This window comes from Kitasatospora sp. NPDC088346, assembly GCF_044740765.1.
In the GTDB taxonomy this organism is placed as follows: Bacteria; Actinomycetota; Actinomycetes; order Streptomycetales; family Streptomycetaceae; genus Kitasatospora.
This window is the reverse complement of sequence record NZ_JBIURH010000022.1, coordinates 24,634-37,861: the sequence shown is the minus strand read 5'-3', so window position 1 is coordinate 37,861 and position 13,228 is coordinate 24,634. Positions and strand designations below refer to the sequence as shown.

General features: G+C 74.1%; 14 protein-coding genes and 1 pseudogene. 9 read left to right on the top strand and 6 right to left on the bottom strand.

The genetic code is table 11. The features are described from left to right. Positions 1-4: 4 nt before the first annotated feature. Both ACIOFR_RS25250 and ACIOFR_RS25245 read right to left on the bottom strand, forming a co-directional pair. The gene (locus tag ACIOFR_RS25250; RefSeq protein ID WP_401001073.1) at positions 5-880 is read right to left on the bottom strand and encodes a hypothetical protein; all 876 of its coding nucleotides are present in this window, start codon (positions 878-880) and stop codon (positions 5-7) included. Positions 881-1,141: 261 nt separating this feature from the next. After that, positions 1,142-2,029, bottom strand: a complete 888-nt coding sequence (locus ACIOFR_RS25245) for an LLM class flavin-dependent oxidoreductase (protein WP_401001071.1) — start codon at positions 2,027-2,029, stop codon at positions 1,142-1,144. A 61-nt stretch (positions 2,030-2,090) separates the two neighbouring features. On the opposite strand from ACIOFR_RS25245, the gene ACIOFR_RS25240 reads away from it, so the two are divergent. From ACIOFR_RS25240 to ACIOFR_RS25230, 3 genes are all read left to right on the top strand, one after another. Next, the gene (locus ACIOFR_RS25240; protein ID WP_401001068.1) at positions 2,091-2,339 is read left to right on the top strand and encodes a hypothetical protein; all 249 of its coding nucleotides are present in this window, start codon (positions 2,091-2,093) and stop codon (positions 2,337-2,339) included. Continuing rightward, entirely contained in the window at positions 2,336-2,737 is a 402-nt protein-coding gene (locus ACIOFR_RS25235; protein ID WP_401001065.1) for a DNA-binding protein, read from the top strand. Before ACIOFR_RS25240 ends, ACIOFR_RS25235 begins: the two co-directional genes overlap by 4 nt. 266 nt (positions 2,738-3,003) lie before the next feature. Continuing rightward, complete coding sequence (locus ACIOFR_RS25230; RefSeq protein ID WP_401001062.1) at positions 3,004-3,447, top strand: iron chaperone; 444 nt, start codon at positions 3,004-3,006, stop codon at positions 3,445-3,447. A 19-nt stretch (positions 3,448-3,466) separates the two neighbouring features. Here the strand turns inward: ACIOFR_RS25230 and ACIOFR_RS25225 are convergent, their stop codons facing one another. Continuing rightward, complete coding sequence (locus tag ACIOFR_RS25225; protein WP_401001059.1) at positions 3,467-6,301, bottom strand: ATP-binding protein; 2,835 nt, start codon at positions 6,299-6,301, stop codon at positions 3,467-3,469. Between the two features lie 147 nt (positions 6,302-6,448). Between ACIOFR_RS25225 and ACIOFR_RS25220 the strand changes: the two are divergent. Both ACIOFR_RS25220 and ACIOFR_RS25215 read left to right on the top strand, forming a co-directional pair. After that, positions 6,449-6,799: pseudogene (locus ACIOFR_RS25220) on the top strand (VOC family protein); the annotation flags it as partial. Positions 6,800-6,802: 3 nt separating this feature from the next. After that, the gene (locus tag ACIOFR_RS25215; protein WP_401001213.1) at positions 6,803-7,255 is read left to right on the top strand and encodes a pyridoxamine 5'-phosphate oxidase family protein; all 453 of its coding nucleotides are present in this window, start codon (positions 6,803-6,805) and stop codon (positions 7,253-7,255) included. A gap of 104 nt (positions 7,256-7,359) precedes the next feature. Here ACIOFR_RS25215 and ACIOFR_RS25210 read toward each other — a convergent pair whose 3' ends face one another. Next, entirely contained in the window at positions 7,360-7,773 is a 414-nt protein-coding gene (locus ACIOFR_RS25210) for a VOC family protein (protein WP_401001056.1), read from the bottom strand. A gap of 40 nt (positions 7,774-7,813) precedes the next feature. Next, positions 7,814-8,248: a helix-turn-helix domain-containing protein gene (locus ACIOFR_RS25205; protein WP_401001053.1), complete on the bottom strand. Its 435-nt coding sequence runs from the start codon at positions 8,246-8,248 to the stop codon at positions 7,814-7,816. Positions 8,249-8,545: 297 nt separating this feature from the next. On the opposite strand from ACIOFR_RS25205, the gene ACIOFR_RS25200 reads away from it, so the two are divergent. From ACIOFR_RS25200 to ACIOFR_RS25185, 4 genes are all read left to right on the top strand, one after another. After that, a complete protein-coding gene (locus tag ACIOFR_RS25200; RefSeq protein WP_401001050.1) occupies positions 8,546-8,728 on the top strand; it encodes a hypothetical protein in 183 nt (60 codons plus the stop codon). 71 nt (positions 8,729-8,799) lie between these two features. Continuing rightward, positions 8,800-9,672 (top strand): hypothetical protein, encoded by an 873-nt coding sequence (locus ACIOFR_RS25195; protein WP_401001047.1) that lies wholly within the window; start codon positions 8,800-8,802, stop codon positions 9,670-9,672. Between the two features lie 73 nt (positions 9,673-9,745). Continuing rightward, positions 9,746-10,558 carry an HAD family hydrolase gene (locus tag ACIOFR_RS25190; RefSeq protein ID WP_401001044.1) on the top strand — a complete coding sequence of 271 codons (813 nt, stop codon included), beginning with the start codon at positions 9,746-9,748 and terminating at the stop codon, positions 10,556-10,558. Between the two features lie 110 nt (positions 10,559-10,668). Next, complete coding sequence (locus ACIOFR_RS25185; protein WP_401001041.1) at positions 10,669-11,277, top strand: hypothetical protein; 609 nt, start codon at positions 10,669-10,671, stop codon at positions 11,275-11,277. Positions 11,278-11,298: 21 nt separating this feature from the next. Here ACIOFR_RS25185 and ACIOFR_RS25180 read toward each other — a convergent pair whose 3' ends face one another. Continuing rightward, entirely contained in the window at positions 11,299-13,218 is a 1,920-nt protein-coding gene (locus tag ACIOFR_RS25180; RefSeq protein WP_401001038.1) for a GAF domain-containing sensor histidine kinase, read from the bottom strand. Positions 13,219-13,228: the final 10 nt, after the last annotated feature.

Below are 13,228 nucleotides of genomic sequence, written 5' to 3'. Positions count from 1 at the left end.
CGGCTCAGCCACCGGAGCCCAGTCGCTCGCGCTGACGCCGCATCGCGTCCGCCAGCAGGGCCTTGTCCGGGGTGCCCTTCACGTAGACGGAGACCTGGTACTCGACGTCGCCCACGGAGGAGACCCCGACCAGCTTCCCGGTCCAGGCCTCCTGCTCGGGCTTCATCAGCACGCCCTTGGCCCCGCTGTCCCCGTCGATGTCGAAGGAGTCACCGGAGTCGAAGCTCATCCCCTTGGCGAACTCGCGCGCCATGTCGCCGTTCTTGAAGCGCAGCATCCGCACCGACACCTCCTGCTTTCCGTCGGCGGTGCGGTAGCGGCGCTCGGCGGCGTCGTCCTGGTAGCCGTAGGACTTGAGGATGCGCGGGATCTCGTCCGAGTTGCCGAACTCGGCGGACAGCTCGTCCGTGCTCAGCTTCGCCCCGTCCGAGGAACCGTAGGACTCGGCGCCGTCCGGCATCGGGACCAGGAAGAAGCGCAGGTCACCGCCGTGCCGGTCGCCGCTGACGGTGCCGTGCAGGGTGCTGCTCGGCTTGGGCGCGGGCGGCGGCGTGCTCGGGGCGACGGTCGGCGAGGGGCTCGGCGACGGGCTCGGCGACGGGGTGGCGGTCGCGCTCGGCGTCGCGGCGGGCGCGGCGGCCACGGCCCGGGGCCGGTCCTCGGGCCTGCCCACGGCGACGGTGACCGCGGTGCTGGTGGCGGTGACGGCCAGCAGGCCGGCGACCGCGAGGGCCACCCGGGCGGGACGGGCCGGGCCGCCGCGGCCCTGCGGTGGAACCGTCTCCGGAAGGGACGACGGGACCGCCTCCGCTGACCGGTCCTCAGGAAGGCTCTCGGGGACAGCCGGGTCGGCGTCAGGGCTGTCTTCGGGCACGGTCAAGGGACTCCCCCCAGGCGGAACGGACTGCGCCGCGCGCGGGCCCGGACCCCACGAGCCTCCCCCTGCTGCCCCGGTGAAGCCGACCGACACGCGTTTCAGCTGGAATTATGAGAGCGGAGCTCCCGGACCAACAACCGCAATCCGCACGAAAGTCGGCTCATTGAGCCATCAATCGGACACCTCGTGATCGAACCGCAATCGGGCGGCCACACCGTGACCGCCCGACCGCGTCCGGCACCGCGTCGCCGGCACCCGGGTCGCTCAACCCAGCTGCGCGAGGCCCTCGGTGGCGATCCGTTCGAAGACCGCGAGATCGTTCTCGAAGATCGAGTCCGGCACCGGCCAGTGGATCACCAGCTCGGTGATGCCCAGCTCCCGGTACCGGCCGGCCCAGTCGACGAACGCGTCCAACGACGCCAGCGGCCGCTCCGCGGTCGACCCCTGGAGCAGCACCTTCTCCAGCTCCGCGACGTCCCGGCCGCGCTCCTCGCAGGCCGCGGTCAGCTTGGCCAGCTGGGCGGCGATCACGTCCGGCGCCTGCGCGACCGGCACGTCCGCCGGCCCACGCGGGTCGCCGTACGTCACCCAGCCCTGCCCGTACTCCGCCGCCAGCCGCAGCCCGCGCGGGCCGGTGGCGGCGACGTAGAACGGCACCCGCGGCCGCTGGACGCAGCCCGGGATGTTGCGCGCCTCGACGGCCGAGTAGTAGCGGCCCCCGCTGGTCGTCGCGTCCTGGGTGAGCAGCTCGTCCAACAGCGGCAGGAACTCGGCGAACCGGTCCGCCCGCTCCTTCGGCGACCACGCCTCCTGCCCGGTCGCCGTGGCGTCGAACCCGACCCCGCCGGCCCCGATCCCGACCGTCAGACGCCCGTCGGAGACGTCGTCGACCGTCAGCAGTTCCTTGGCCAGGGTGACCGGGTGCCGGAAGTTCGGCGAGGTCACCAGCGTGCCGAGGCGGATCCGCTCGGTGGCCGTCGCGGCGGCGGTCAGGGTGGGCACCGCCCCGTACCAGGGCGCGTCCCGGAAGGACCGCCACGACAGGTGGTCGTAGGTGTAGGCGGCGTGGAAGCCGAGGTCCTCGGCCCTCCGCCAGATCTTCTGTCCCTCGCCCCACCGGTGGATGGGGAGGATCACCGTACTCAGTCGCATGCCCTCGACCCTATGCTCCGACGAACCGCCCACTCGGCGCATACCGCAGTCTGCTCTCCTCATGGCCGCAACCACACGCATCACCGTCACCCTCCCGACGGAACAGGTGGACGAGCTCAGAAAGCTCACCGACAACGTCTCCGGGTACGTCGCGGAGGCAGTGGCCCGCCAGATTCGGCACCAACTGCTCGCGGACGACCTTCGCCGCCACCAGGACGAGCAGGGTGCCTTCACCGACGAGGAGATGTCCGAGGCGCAGGCCAGGATCTTCGGCTCCGCCGGGTCGGCGGGTTCGGCGAGCGCCGCGTGACCGAACGCTTCGAGACGGTCGTGCTGGACTCGCAGGGACTGTCCGCCTGGATCACGCAGGACCGCGGCGTGCTGGCGATGCTTCAGGTGTTCCACGCCATGGGGGCCGACTTCGTCGTCGGAGCGAACACCATCGTGGAGGTCACCCACGCACGTGTGAACGAGGCCCGGCTGAACCGGACGCTTTCGCGGGTCAAGGTCGAGGCGGTCACCGACCAAGCCGCGAAGGCGTCGGCCAGGCTGCTGAGGCTGGCCGGCCTGCACGGCCACGAGTACGCGATCGACGCGACCGTCGCCGAGATGGCGCTGCGGCAGCCGGGGCCGGTGGCCATGCTCACCTCGGACGTCGACGGCATGGCCAGACTCTGCGGCCCCCGGATCCGGCTCATCGCGGTCTGAGCCCGAGCGGCACTCGAACATTCTCGACCGGCGTCCTCCCGGCTCAGGTTGTGGTGGGTGAATGATGCTTGACCGACCGGCAGGAGCGTCACGACAGGTGGTCGTCGGGCCCCGCGTTCGAACTCGGGGCTGACACCGACTCATTCTCCGTGGTGCCTTCCGTGGTCAGCACGGAGGCCGGCTGCGCCCCTGCCGGACAGACTGTGGACACAGCGATCGGCCCGGCAGCACACGGGCCGACCACGACCGCCGACCGAGGAGCGACCATGGCCGACACCGCCACGTACGAGGGGTTCACCGCGCAGGAGCGGGCCGCGATGAAGGCGCACGCCCAGGAGCAGAAGAAGGCGGCACGCCGCGGTTCGCCCGCGGAGAAGGCCGCGGAGGCGGAGCGGGACGTGCTCGCGAAGATCGCCGAGATGCGGGACTCGGACCGGGTCATGGCCGAGCGGGTCCATGCCGTCGTCACCGCCAACGCCCCGACCCTCGCGCCGAAGCTCTGGTACGGGATGCCCGCCTACGCGCTGGACGGCAAGGTCGTCTGTTTCTTCCAGAGCGCGGAGAAGTTCAAGGCGCGCTACGCGACGCTCGGCTTCAGCGACCAGGCGAAGCTGGACGAGGGCCCGATGTGGGCGGCCGGCTTCGCCCTGACCGAGGTGACGCCCGAGGTGGAGGCGCGGATCGGTGAGCTCGTGAGGCGCGCGGTGTGAGGGCGCGGGCGCGACGCGGCTACCGCATGGCCATCGGCGCGAGACCGAGGCCGGCGAGCGCACCCGCGCCACGGGCCGCGTGCTCGCCGCCCGCGAGTATCAGGGTCCGCGCCGACTGGTAGGGGCATCCGGCGGCGTCGAACACACCCGCAGTGGCGATCAGCAGTTCACGGTCGCCGTCGAGCAGCGCCGCAGCACGCTCCACGAGGGCGGTGGCGACGGGGTTGCCGGCCACAGCGGTCCGAGCCGCTGCCAGGCGGCCGGCGGCGTCGGGGGCCCTGACGAGCACGGCGGCCTCGGTGCGCAGCGCCACGTACCAGTGGAGCCAGATCCAGGTGGTCCACTGCCGCACCTGCCCGGGTTCGGGGGCCAGCCGTTCCAGCGCCGCCCCGGGCCGCCCCTGGTGGAGCATCAGGACGGCGTCGAAGACCGCCCCGTACCCGCAGGTGTTCCACGGCGAGGGGTCCACCCGGTCGAGCAGCGCGCTCCAGCCGCGTCGGGCCTCCTGGTCGTCGCGCAGCCCGTGGAGCGTCGCCATCGCCGCCGCCGGCGGACCGAGGACGGCCCGGGCGGGGCTGCCGGCCCGCTGCCACGCGTCGCGGAACCGGACGCCGACGGTGAGCGCCTCCTCCGCCTCACCTGCCAGGACGTCGGCCACGAGGAGCCAGCCCGTGGCCCGGTGGCCGACCTCGGCCAGCTGCGGATGATCCGCGAGTCGCCGTGCCCATCGGCGGGCACCCGACAGGTCCCCCACGCCGAGGCCGGCCTCGGCGGCCTCGCCGAGCGCCTCGATCAGCTCATGGGTGTTGGCCGGTCCGTCCGGTGTGGACGAGATCAGCTCGACCCGGCGCCGTGCCGTCGCCGCCGCCGCGAACGCGTCCCCGGCCCAGCTCAGCGTGCCGGCAAGGGTGTCGAGCGCGGCGGACTCCGCGAGCGGATCCCCGGCGAGGCCGGCGAGCTCGACCGCTCGTTCGGCGGACGCGATGGCCTCCTCGGCGGTGGGACCACCCGGGCGCCCTGCCGCACCGGTCGACTCGGGAGAGGTGTCGGTCGTGCCCTGCGCGGCGCCGATCGTGTGGGTGAGTGTCCGTCCGGCCTCGGCCAGCGCGGCCGCGGCCCGGGCGGAGGGATCGTCGCCGGCCAGCTCGCACGCCTCGGTGATGAGCGCGTCGGCTTCCTCCGGCGGGAGCGTTCGGGCGAACTTGCTGGAGAACCGGTAGGCGTTGCTTGCGGCGGCCGCCAGGGCGCGGGCGGCCGCGGCGGTGTCGCCGGACCGACGTGCGACGTCTGCGGCCGCGCGGTTCAGGCGGTGCATGTCATCACCGTCCAGGCGGCAGCCGGCCACGGCTGCCGCCTGCCGAAGCATCGACGCCGTGTCGACCGGGGTGGTCGCGAGCGCGGCGGCCTGCTCGTACCGCTGCTGGGACTCGCCGATCAGGTGACGGGTGAAGGCCAGCTCCGCCATGCCGCGGGCGAGGCGGTAGGCGTCCGCGCGCCGCTCCGGTCGCGTCTCCGCCCACCCGAGGGCGGCGCGCAGCTCGTCGGCCACCAGGTCGAACCGGGCCCGCCAGTCCGCTCGGGTCACCTCGTCGAGGTCGGCGCCCCGGGCCAGGCACCAGTCGAGGTGCCGGCTGCGGGTGTCGTCCAGCTCGCCGGCCTCGGTGAGGCGGTCGGTCCCGTACTGGCGCAGCGTCTCCAGGGCCCGATAGCGGGTTCCGCCGGGGGAGGGCGTCACCGCCAGCAGGCTCTGTTCGGCGAGCCGGGCCAGCCCGTCGACGACGGTTGCTCCGTCGCACCCGGCGACCTCAGCCGCCGCCGGGGCGGTGAACGGTCTCACGAACACCGACACCCGGCGCAGCAGCGCCCGGTCGGCCGGGTCCAGCAGGTTGTGGCTCCAGTCCAGCGCCGCCCGCACCGAACGGTGCCGGTCCTCTGCGCGGGAGCCGCCGGTGAGCATCCGCAGCGGATGGGCCAGGGCGGCGGTGATGCCGTCCAGCCCTAGCGTGGGGTACCGGGCGGCGGCCAGCTCGATCGCCAGCGCCATGCCGTCCAGCCGTTCGCAGATCGCCGTGATCTGGTCGTGCGGGAGAGGATCCGAAGGCCAGCCCACCGATGTCGCCCTGTCCAGGAACAACGCGACCGCGTCCGACCCGCCGTCGCCGGTCAGCGACAGCGGCGGAACCGGATACACCCGCTCGAACGGCACCATCAGCCGGGACCGGCTGGTCACCAGCACCCGCACCCGAGGGCAGGCGGCCAGGAACCGCTCAAGGAACAGCGCCACCCCGTCCACGACGTGCTCGCAGTTGTCCAGCACCAGCAGGATGTGACGGTCGGTCAGTGCGGCGGCCACCGAATCGGCCATGTCGCGGCCCAGTTGCTCGCCGAGGCCGAGCGCCTCGGCGACCGCGGTCGCGACCATGCCGGGATCGGTGACCGGGACCAGGTCGACGAACCACACCCCGTCGGCGAACCCGTCGGCCGCGTCGGAGGCCACCGCCAGCGCGAGCCGGGTCTTGCCGACCCCGCCGGGACCGAGCGCGGTCACCTGCCGGTGCTCCGTGAGCATGGCGGTCAGCGCGGCCCGCTCGCCCACCCGGCCGACGAACGAGGTCAGCCGCGTCGGCAGCGCCGGCGGCGGAAGCGACCGATCGGTGCGGGCCTTCTCGGGGGCGCGCCGGGCCAGCGTCCGCCGGTCGGCCACCTCCAACTTGCGCAGCAGCGAGGAGACATGGGTCTCCACCGTACGCACCGAGATGAACAGCCGTGCCCCGATCTCGGCGTTGCTCAGATGCTCCCCGACCAGTTCCAGCACCTCGGCCTCGCGAGGCGAAATATCCGCTGCTGCTCCCATGGCCGCCATTCTGTCGCACGCCCTCCATACGACCGCTCCGTGATCGTCTCCGTGGTCACCACGGATGCCGGCCGGCCGTGCCCGGCGAGACGCTGTGACCGCACACGGAACGGGTCGATCGCGGCCCACGACCTCCAGGGAGCGCCGATGACCGGCTCGTCCACCTCGGGAATCAAGACCGTGCTCCACCCGGTGTCCGATCTGGGCAGGGCCAGAGCGGTGTACGCGGCCCTGCTCGGCGTACCGCCGCGCAACGACTCGCCCTACTACGTCGGTTTCGAGGCCGGAGGCCAGCACGTCGGGCTGGTGCCGGGCGGCGGACCGCAGGGGATGACCTCGCCGGTGGCCTACTGGGACGTGCCGGACATCCGGGCGGCGCTGGCCGCGGCGACCGCGGCGGGAGCGACCGTGACCGAGCCCGCACACGAGGTCGGCGGCGGCCGTCTGGTGGCCACCGTCACCGACCCCGACGGCAACGTCCTCGGCGTCCTCCAGGACGAGGTGAGCGCCAACCCCCGCTCCCGCGCCCGGCGCCGTCTCGACACCGAGCACCGGCTCGCCCACGACATCGACGTCTGGGTGGCCACCGCCTCCGCCGACGGCGCGCCGTACCTGGTGCCGCTGTCCTTCGACTGGGACGGCCGAGCCCTGCGGGTGGCCACCCCTGCGGACGGCCCCACCGGCAGGAACCTGGCCGCCACCGGGACCGTCCGGCTCGCACTCGGCCCGACCCGCGACGTCACCATGATCGACGGCACCGTCGAGGTCCTCGACGTCGGCGCCCTCACGCAGGAGCAGGGCGACCGTTTCGCCGAACGCACCGGCTTCGACCCGCGCACACTCACCACGCGCTACCGCTGGTTCCACATCACCCCGCACCGCGTCCAGGCCTGGCGCGAGGAGAACGAACTGGCCGACCGCGAACTGATGCGGGACGGCCGCTGGCTCGCCTGACGAACACCGGTGGTGAGGAGCCTGCCGCCGCCGACCGGCCGGACGTCGTCACCACCGTGCTGAGGATCGGCCGGAGCGGCGGGGTTCTCGAACGAGCGGCGTGGTCAGAGGAGTTGGGTGAGGCGGATGTTGTTGCCGGAGGGGTCCCGGAAGCCGGAGTCGATGCCGTACGGGCGCTGCTCGGGCTTCTCGGTGAACTCGACGCCGCGGGAGGACATCTCCTCGTAGGACGCCTGGCAGTCGTCGGTCCTGAGGAAGACCGTGCCGGCGAAGCCCTTGGCCGTCAGTTCGCGGACCTGCTCCGCGGTGGCGTGGTCCATCACCGGCGGGCCGGGGATGGCCATCAGGACGATGGCGATGTCCTGCTGTCCGGGCGGTCCGACGGTCAGCCAGCGGAAGTCGCCCAGTTCGGGGAAGCTGACGTCGTCCCGCACCTCCAGGCCGACCTTCTCGGTGTAGAAGGCGAGCGCCTCCTCCTGGTCGTGCACCCACACCTGCGCGTTGGCGATCGAGATCACGGGGTCCTCCTCGGTCGGGGCTGGTCGATCGCTGACCACGCTAGTTCGGGCCCCCACCACCGTCTTCTCGAAACGTGCGGTGTTGCGGGCGGCCGTAGGCGCGCAGCACGCAGCCGGGGATCAGGGCGTGCGCGGAGGCCGGCGGGTACTGCTCGCGGTGGGCCGTCGGCGACGTGCCGTACATGCGGGTGAAGCTGGTGGTGAAGGACCCGACGCTCTGCAGACCGACCAGGAAGCAGATGTCGGCGACCGAGCGGTCCGTGCTGCGCAACAGCGCCGCGGCCCGTTCCAGGCGGCGGGTCAGCAGGTAGGCGTGCGGTGACTCGCCGAAGGCGCGGCGGAACGCGCGGCTGAAGTGGGCACGGGACAGGCCGGCCGCGCGGGCCAGGTCGTCGACGGTCAGGGGCTCGGCGTACCGGGCGTCGGCGAGGTCCCTGGCGCGGACCAGGTGGCGGGCGAGGGGGACGGGCGCCATGTCTACGGAGCTTACGGCGCACCGCCGACAGCCGGCCCGGCGACGGCGGTGGTTCGGACGGCGGCGGCCATACCTGGTGGGGGTATCTTGGCCGCGAAGGGACCGGAACGGGCCGGGCGGACAGGGTGGACCGGGTGGACAGGGCGGAGGGCGCGGGAGTGGCGGTGCGCGGCGGGGTGGTGCCCCGGTTCGGGGTGCTGTGTGCGCTGCTGCTCGGGCTGTTCCTGATGCACGAACCAGCATCCGGCCGGAACGCCGGCGAAGTCGCTGACGGTCGAGCGCGCGGACGGGCTGTGCGTGGCCGCCCGCGGCCGGGCCGAACGGGCCGCGCTGCCGCAGCCGGGTCCGGCGCCGCTGGGCACGGTCGCGCCGCCGCCCGCGGCCGGTGCGGCACTCGTGGCGGTGGCCCCCTCGGGCTGCCGGGCGCCGCCGGACCGGGGGCGCGAGGTCCTGCTCCAGGTGTGCGTCTCGCGGACCTGACGGGCCCCTCCGGCTCCCGCCCAGGAGCCGGACGACCGGCCCCACCCGTACCCGACCCCGGAGAACCCACCGTGAAGACCCCCTCCCGCCGCGCCCTGGCCGCCGCGGCCGCCGCAGGCCTGCTCGCCGTCGCGCTGACGGCCTGCGCCACCCCGCAGAGTTCGAAGCACCACGGGCACGACATGTCCGGGCACGACACGGCCGGCCACGACACGGCCGGGCACGGCCAGCACGCCACCGCCGCCGGGACCGGACTGGGCGCCGAGCTCAACGGCTACCGGCTGGACGGCGAGCTCGCCGCGCCGACCGCACCCGCCGAGTACCGGTTCCGGATCACCGGGCCGGACGGCAAGGTGGTGACCGCCTTCGTGCCGGAGCAGACCAAGCAGCTGCACTTCTACGCGATCCGCTCCGACCTGACCGGGTTTCAGCACCTGCACCCGGTGCTCGCCCCGGACGGCACCTGGACGGCCGCGCTGACCCCGTTGGAGCCGGGCGACTGGCGGCTCTACACCTCGTTCACCCCCGACAGCGGGCCGGGCCGGGGGACCGCCCTGGTGCTCAGCCGGGCCGTCACCGTGCCCGGCGCGGCGAGCCCCGCCGCGCTGCCGCCCGCCGCCACCAGCACGACCGTCGACGGGTACGAGGTGGCGGTGCAGCACTCCCCGAGGACCGGCGCGCTGAAGCTCACCGTGACCCGGGGCGGGCAGCCGGTGACCGATCTGGAGCCGTACCTGGAGAGCTTCGGCCACCTGACCGCGTTCCACGCCGGCGACCAGGCCTTCGCCCATCTGCACCCGGAGGGCGGGGCCGCGACCGGCCACGGTGGCCCGGACCTCGCGTTCCACGCCGAGCTGCCGGCGACCGGCGACTGGCGTCTGTTCGTGCAGTTCCAGACCGGCGGCGCCCTGCACACCGCGGCGCTGACCCTCGGCACGGGCTGACCCCGCCCCGGCCCCGGGGCCCGGGAGGGCACGCCTCTCCCGGGGCCCGGCGCGGGTGCGCGAAGATGGGACGGTGACCACCACCCCGCGCCCCCGCCTGATCGCCACCGACCTGGACGGCACCCTGCTCTGTGCGACCGGCTCCGTCACCGAGCGGACCGCCGCCGCGCTGGCGCGGGCCGAGCGGGCGGGCATCCAGGTGGTCTTCGTGACCGGCCGCCCGCCGCGCTGGATGGCACAGCTGAGCGCGCACATCGGCGGCCACGGGGTGGCGATCTGCTCGAACGGCGGGGCGGTGGTGGACGTCCGGCGCGGTGAGCTGGTGGAGAGCTTCCCGCTGGCCGTGCCGGACGCGCTGGCGGTGGTGTCGGCGCTGCGCGCCGAGCTGCCGGGGACGGCGTTCGCCTTCGAGTTCCCCGGCGGCTTCGCCCGGGAACCGGAGTACGAGCTGCGGATGTGGGGGTCGGACGAGGACCACGCGGTCGCCACCGCCGAGCAGTTGCTCGGCGGCGGGCGGGTCGGCGGCCTGTTCAAGCTGCTCGCCAAGCACCCCGAGCTGGACCCGGACGTGTTCCTGGCCCGGGCCCGGGTGGCGGCCGGGGAGCTGGCCGAGATCACCCGGTCCAGCCCGGTGGCGCTGCTGGAGATCAGCGCGCGGGGGGTCACCAAGGCGAGCACGCTGGCCCGCTGGTGCGGCGAGCAGGGCATCGACCGGTCCGAGGTGGTGGCCTTCGGCGACATGCCGAACGACCTGGAGATGCTCGCCTGGGCGGGCCGCTCGTACGCCGTGGCCAACGCGCACCCCGAGGTGCTGGCGGCAGTGGCGCAGCACACCGTGGGCAACGACGAGGACGGCGTGGCGGCGGTGATCGAGACCCTGCTGTGAGCGGCCCGCCGGGGCGGCGGGGCGCGGCTGGCCGCCGGGGAACGTCGGTGGACGACGGTAGTCTGTCCGACCGTCAGTTCGATCGACGACGACTCTCCGGGGGAACCGCCTTGTCCGTCCGCAGCGCCCTGAGCACCGCGACCACCGCCGCCACCGTCGCCCTGGTGGCCCTCGCCCTGACCGCCTGCGACCCGTCCGGTGACTCCGCCGCCGGCACCGGGGACGCCAGGGCCGCCGGGAGCGCCGCGGCGAGCACCCCGGGCGCCGCCACCGGCTCGCCGCAGGCGTCCGCCAAGCCCTCCGCCAGGCCCTCGGGTGCCGCGTCGCAGGGCGGCGACCCGGTCGAGCCCGGCGCGGACTGCGGTGCGGCGCCGAAGCTCGCGGCCGGGCACCGGATGCTCAACGTCTCCAAGGCCTCGACGGCCACGGCCTTCTACGCCAAGGAGACCGCGTTCGAGTGCGACCCCAACGACGGGCACTGGGCGGACGCCGGCGCGGAGAAGACGTACGCCTTCGCCGCCGGCGCGGTGGTCGAGCTGACCGACCTGTCGTTCCAGACCAGGAAGGTCACCCTCGCCCAGCTGGCCGAGCACACCGCCAAGTGCCTGGACCACACCGAGGACCCGGAGAAGCGCCCCTGCTTCTCCAACCTCACCTACGAGGTCGTGCTGGACGCCTCCGGGAAGATCACCAAGGCCACCGAGAAGTTCCACTCCTGACGGTCCGCCGGGGCCGGCCGGTCAGTACCGGGCCGTCCAGCGGACCCGGGTGCCCTTGCCGTGCGGGCCCGGTTCGTGCCAGGCGTCCCCGCCGAGCGCCTCGGCCCGGCGGGCGAGGTTGCGCAGGCCGCTGCGCCGGCCGCCGTCCGGGATGCCGACCCCGTCGTCGGTGACGGTGAGCAGGACGCCGGGTTTGCCCGCCCGGTCCAGGGCCTCCGGGTCGCCGGGGACGGGCCGCCCCTCGTCGTCCAGGTGAACGGTGGCGGCGACCTCCACGGCCACCCGGGAGGCCCGGGCGTGGCGAGCCGTGTTGGAGAGCATCTCCCGCAGCGCGGCGAGGAGTTGGCGGGACGTCTTCTCGCCGACCAGGCTCTCCACCGGGCCGGTGAAGGTGATGGTGGGCTTGAAGCCGAGGGCGGCCGCGGCCTGGCTGCCCTCGCGCAGCACCCTGGTCCGCAGGCTGTCCGGCCGGTCGTCGGTGTCGCCGTGCTGGAGGGCGTAGATGGTGGTCCTGACCTCCTGGATGGTGGCGTCCAGTTCGTCCACCGCGCTGCCGATGCCCGTACGCACCTCGGGGACGACCGCCCGGCGGGCCGCGCTCTCCAGCATCATGCCGGTCGCGAACAGCCGCTGGATGACCAGGTCGTGCAGGTCGCGGGCGATCCGGTCGCGGTCCTGGAAGACGGCGAGGCGCTGCTTGTCGCGCTGTCCCTCGGCCAGCCGCAGCGCCAGGGCGGCCTGTGAGGCGAAGGTCTGGGCGAGCTGCTTCTCGTCCTCGGTGAACGGCGCCGAGCCGCGGTCGCGCCAGACGCACAGGCCGCCCAGCACCCGGCCGGCGGAGACCATCGGGACGGCCAGCGACGGCCCGAAGCGGCGGGCCAGCCGGAGCACCACCGCGGGGTCCGAGGACATGTCGTCGAGGTGGACGGTCTCCCCCGCCATCAGGTGGGTGGCGAAGCTCCCGGGCGGCATCAGCTCGCCGTTCAGGTACTCGGCGACTTCGCCGGAGGCGTGCGCGACCCGCATCTGCCCGTCGACGGTGGGCAGCAGGATCATGCCGACCGCGGCGTTCGCCAGCTCCCGGACCTGCTCGGCCGCGACGGTGAGGGCGAGTTTCGCCTCGTCGGTGGAGAGCAGCGCGGTGGTGACCGCCGAGGCGCCGGCGATCCAGCGTTCCCGGCGGCGCACGTTCTCGTACAGGCGGGAGTTCTCGATCGCGACGCCGGCCGCGGCGGCCAGCGCGTGCACCACCTGCTCGTCCTCGGGGGTGAAGCCGCCGCCGCCCTTCTTCTCGGTGAGGTAGAGGTTGCCGAAGATCTCGTCCCGGACCCGGATCGGCTCGCCCAGGAAGGAGATCATCGGCGGGTGGTCCCCCGGGAAGCCGGTGGAGCGCGGGTCCTTGCCGAGGTCGGCCAGCCGCAGCGGCTCGGGGTTGTCGATCAGCGCGCCGAGGATGCCCCGGCCGGCGGGCAGCTCGCCGATGAGCCCGGCGGTGGTGTCGTCGATGCCGACGTGGATGAAGTCCGAGAGCCCGGAGCCCTGCGGGGAGATCACGCCGAGCGCGGCGTACTCGGCGTCGACCAGCTCGGCCGCGCCGGTGGCGATCCGCTGGAGCGTGGCGTGCAGGTCGAGGCCGGCGCCGATCGAGACCACGGCCTCCAACAGCCGCTGCATCCGGTCGGTGACGGCGGCGGCGGACTGGAGCCGCTCGGAGACCTCGGTGACCAGGGTGTCCAGGCCGAGGGAGGAGATCTCCGGGACCCGGTGCGGAGCGGGCTCCGGGGTCTTCGGCGTTTCGGGGGCCCGCGATGCTTCGGGAGCCCGCGATGCTTCGGGGGTCGGCGCGGGTGGCGGTGCTCCAGGGCTCTGCGGGGTCGCCGCCGGCGCGGGCCGCTCGGGTCCGGGCGGCTGCGCGGTCGGGGGCTGCGGCGGGGTCTCCATGCTTCGAGCC

Excerpts from the sequence above, each read along its gene's own strand:
- ACIOFR_RS25245 (WP_401001071.1), bottom strand. The coding sequence starts at position 2,029 with ATGCGACTGAGTACGGTGATCCTCCCCATCCACCGGTGGGGCGAGGGA.
- ACIOFR_RS25240 (WP_401001068.1), top strand. The coding sequence starts at position 2,091 with ATGGCCGCAACCACACGCATCACCGTCACCCTCCCGACGGAACAGGTG.
- ACIOFR_RS25230 (WP_401001062.1), top strand. The coding sequence starts at position 3,004 with ATGGCCGACACCGCCACGTACGAGGGGTTCACCGCGCAGGAGCGGGCC.
- ACIOFR_RS25225 (WP_401001059.1), bottom strand. The coding sequence starts at position 6,301 with ATGGGAGCAGCAGCGGATATTTCGCCTCGCGAGGCCGAGGTGCTGGAA.
- ACIOFR_RS25205 (WP_401001053.1), bottom strand. The coding sequence starts at position 8,248 with ATGGCGCCCGTCCCCCTCGCCCGCCACCTGGTCCGCGCCAGGGACCTC.
- ACIOFR_RS25180 (WP_401001038.1), bottom strand. The coding sequence starts at position 13,218 with ATGGAGACCCCGCCGCAGCCCCCGACCGCGCAGCCGCCCGGACCCGAG.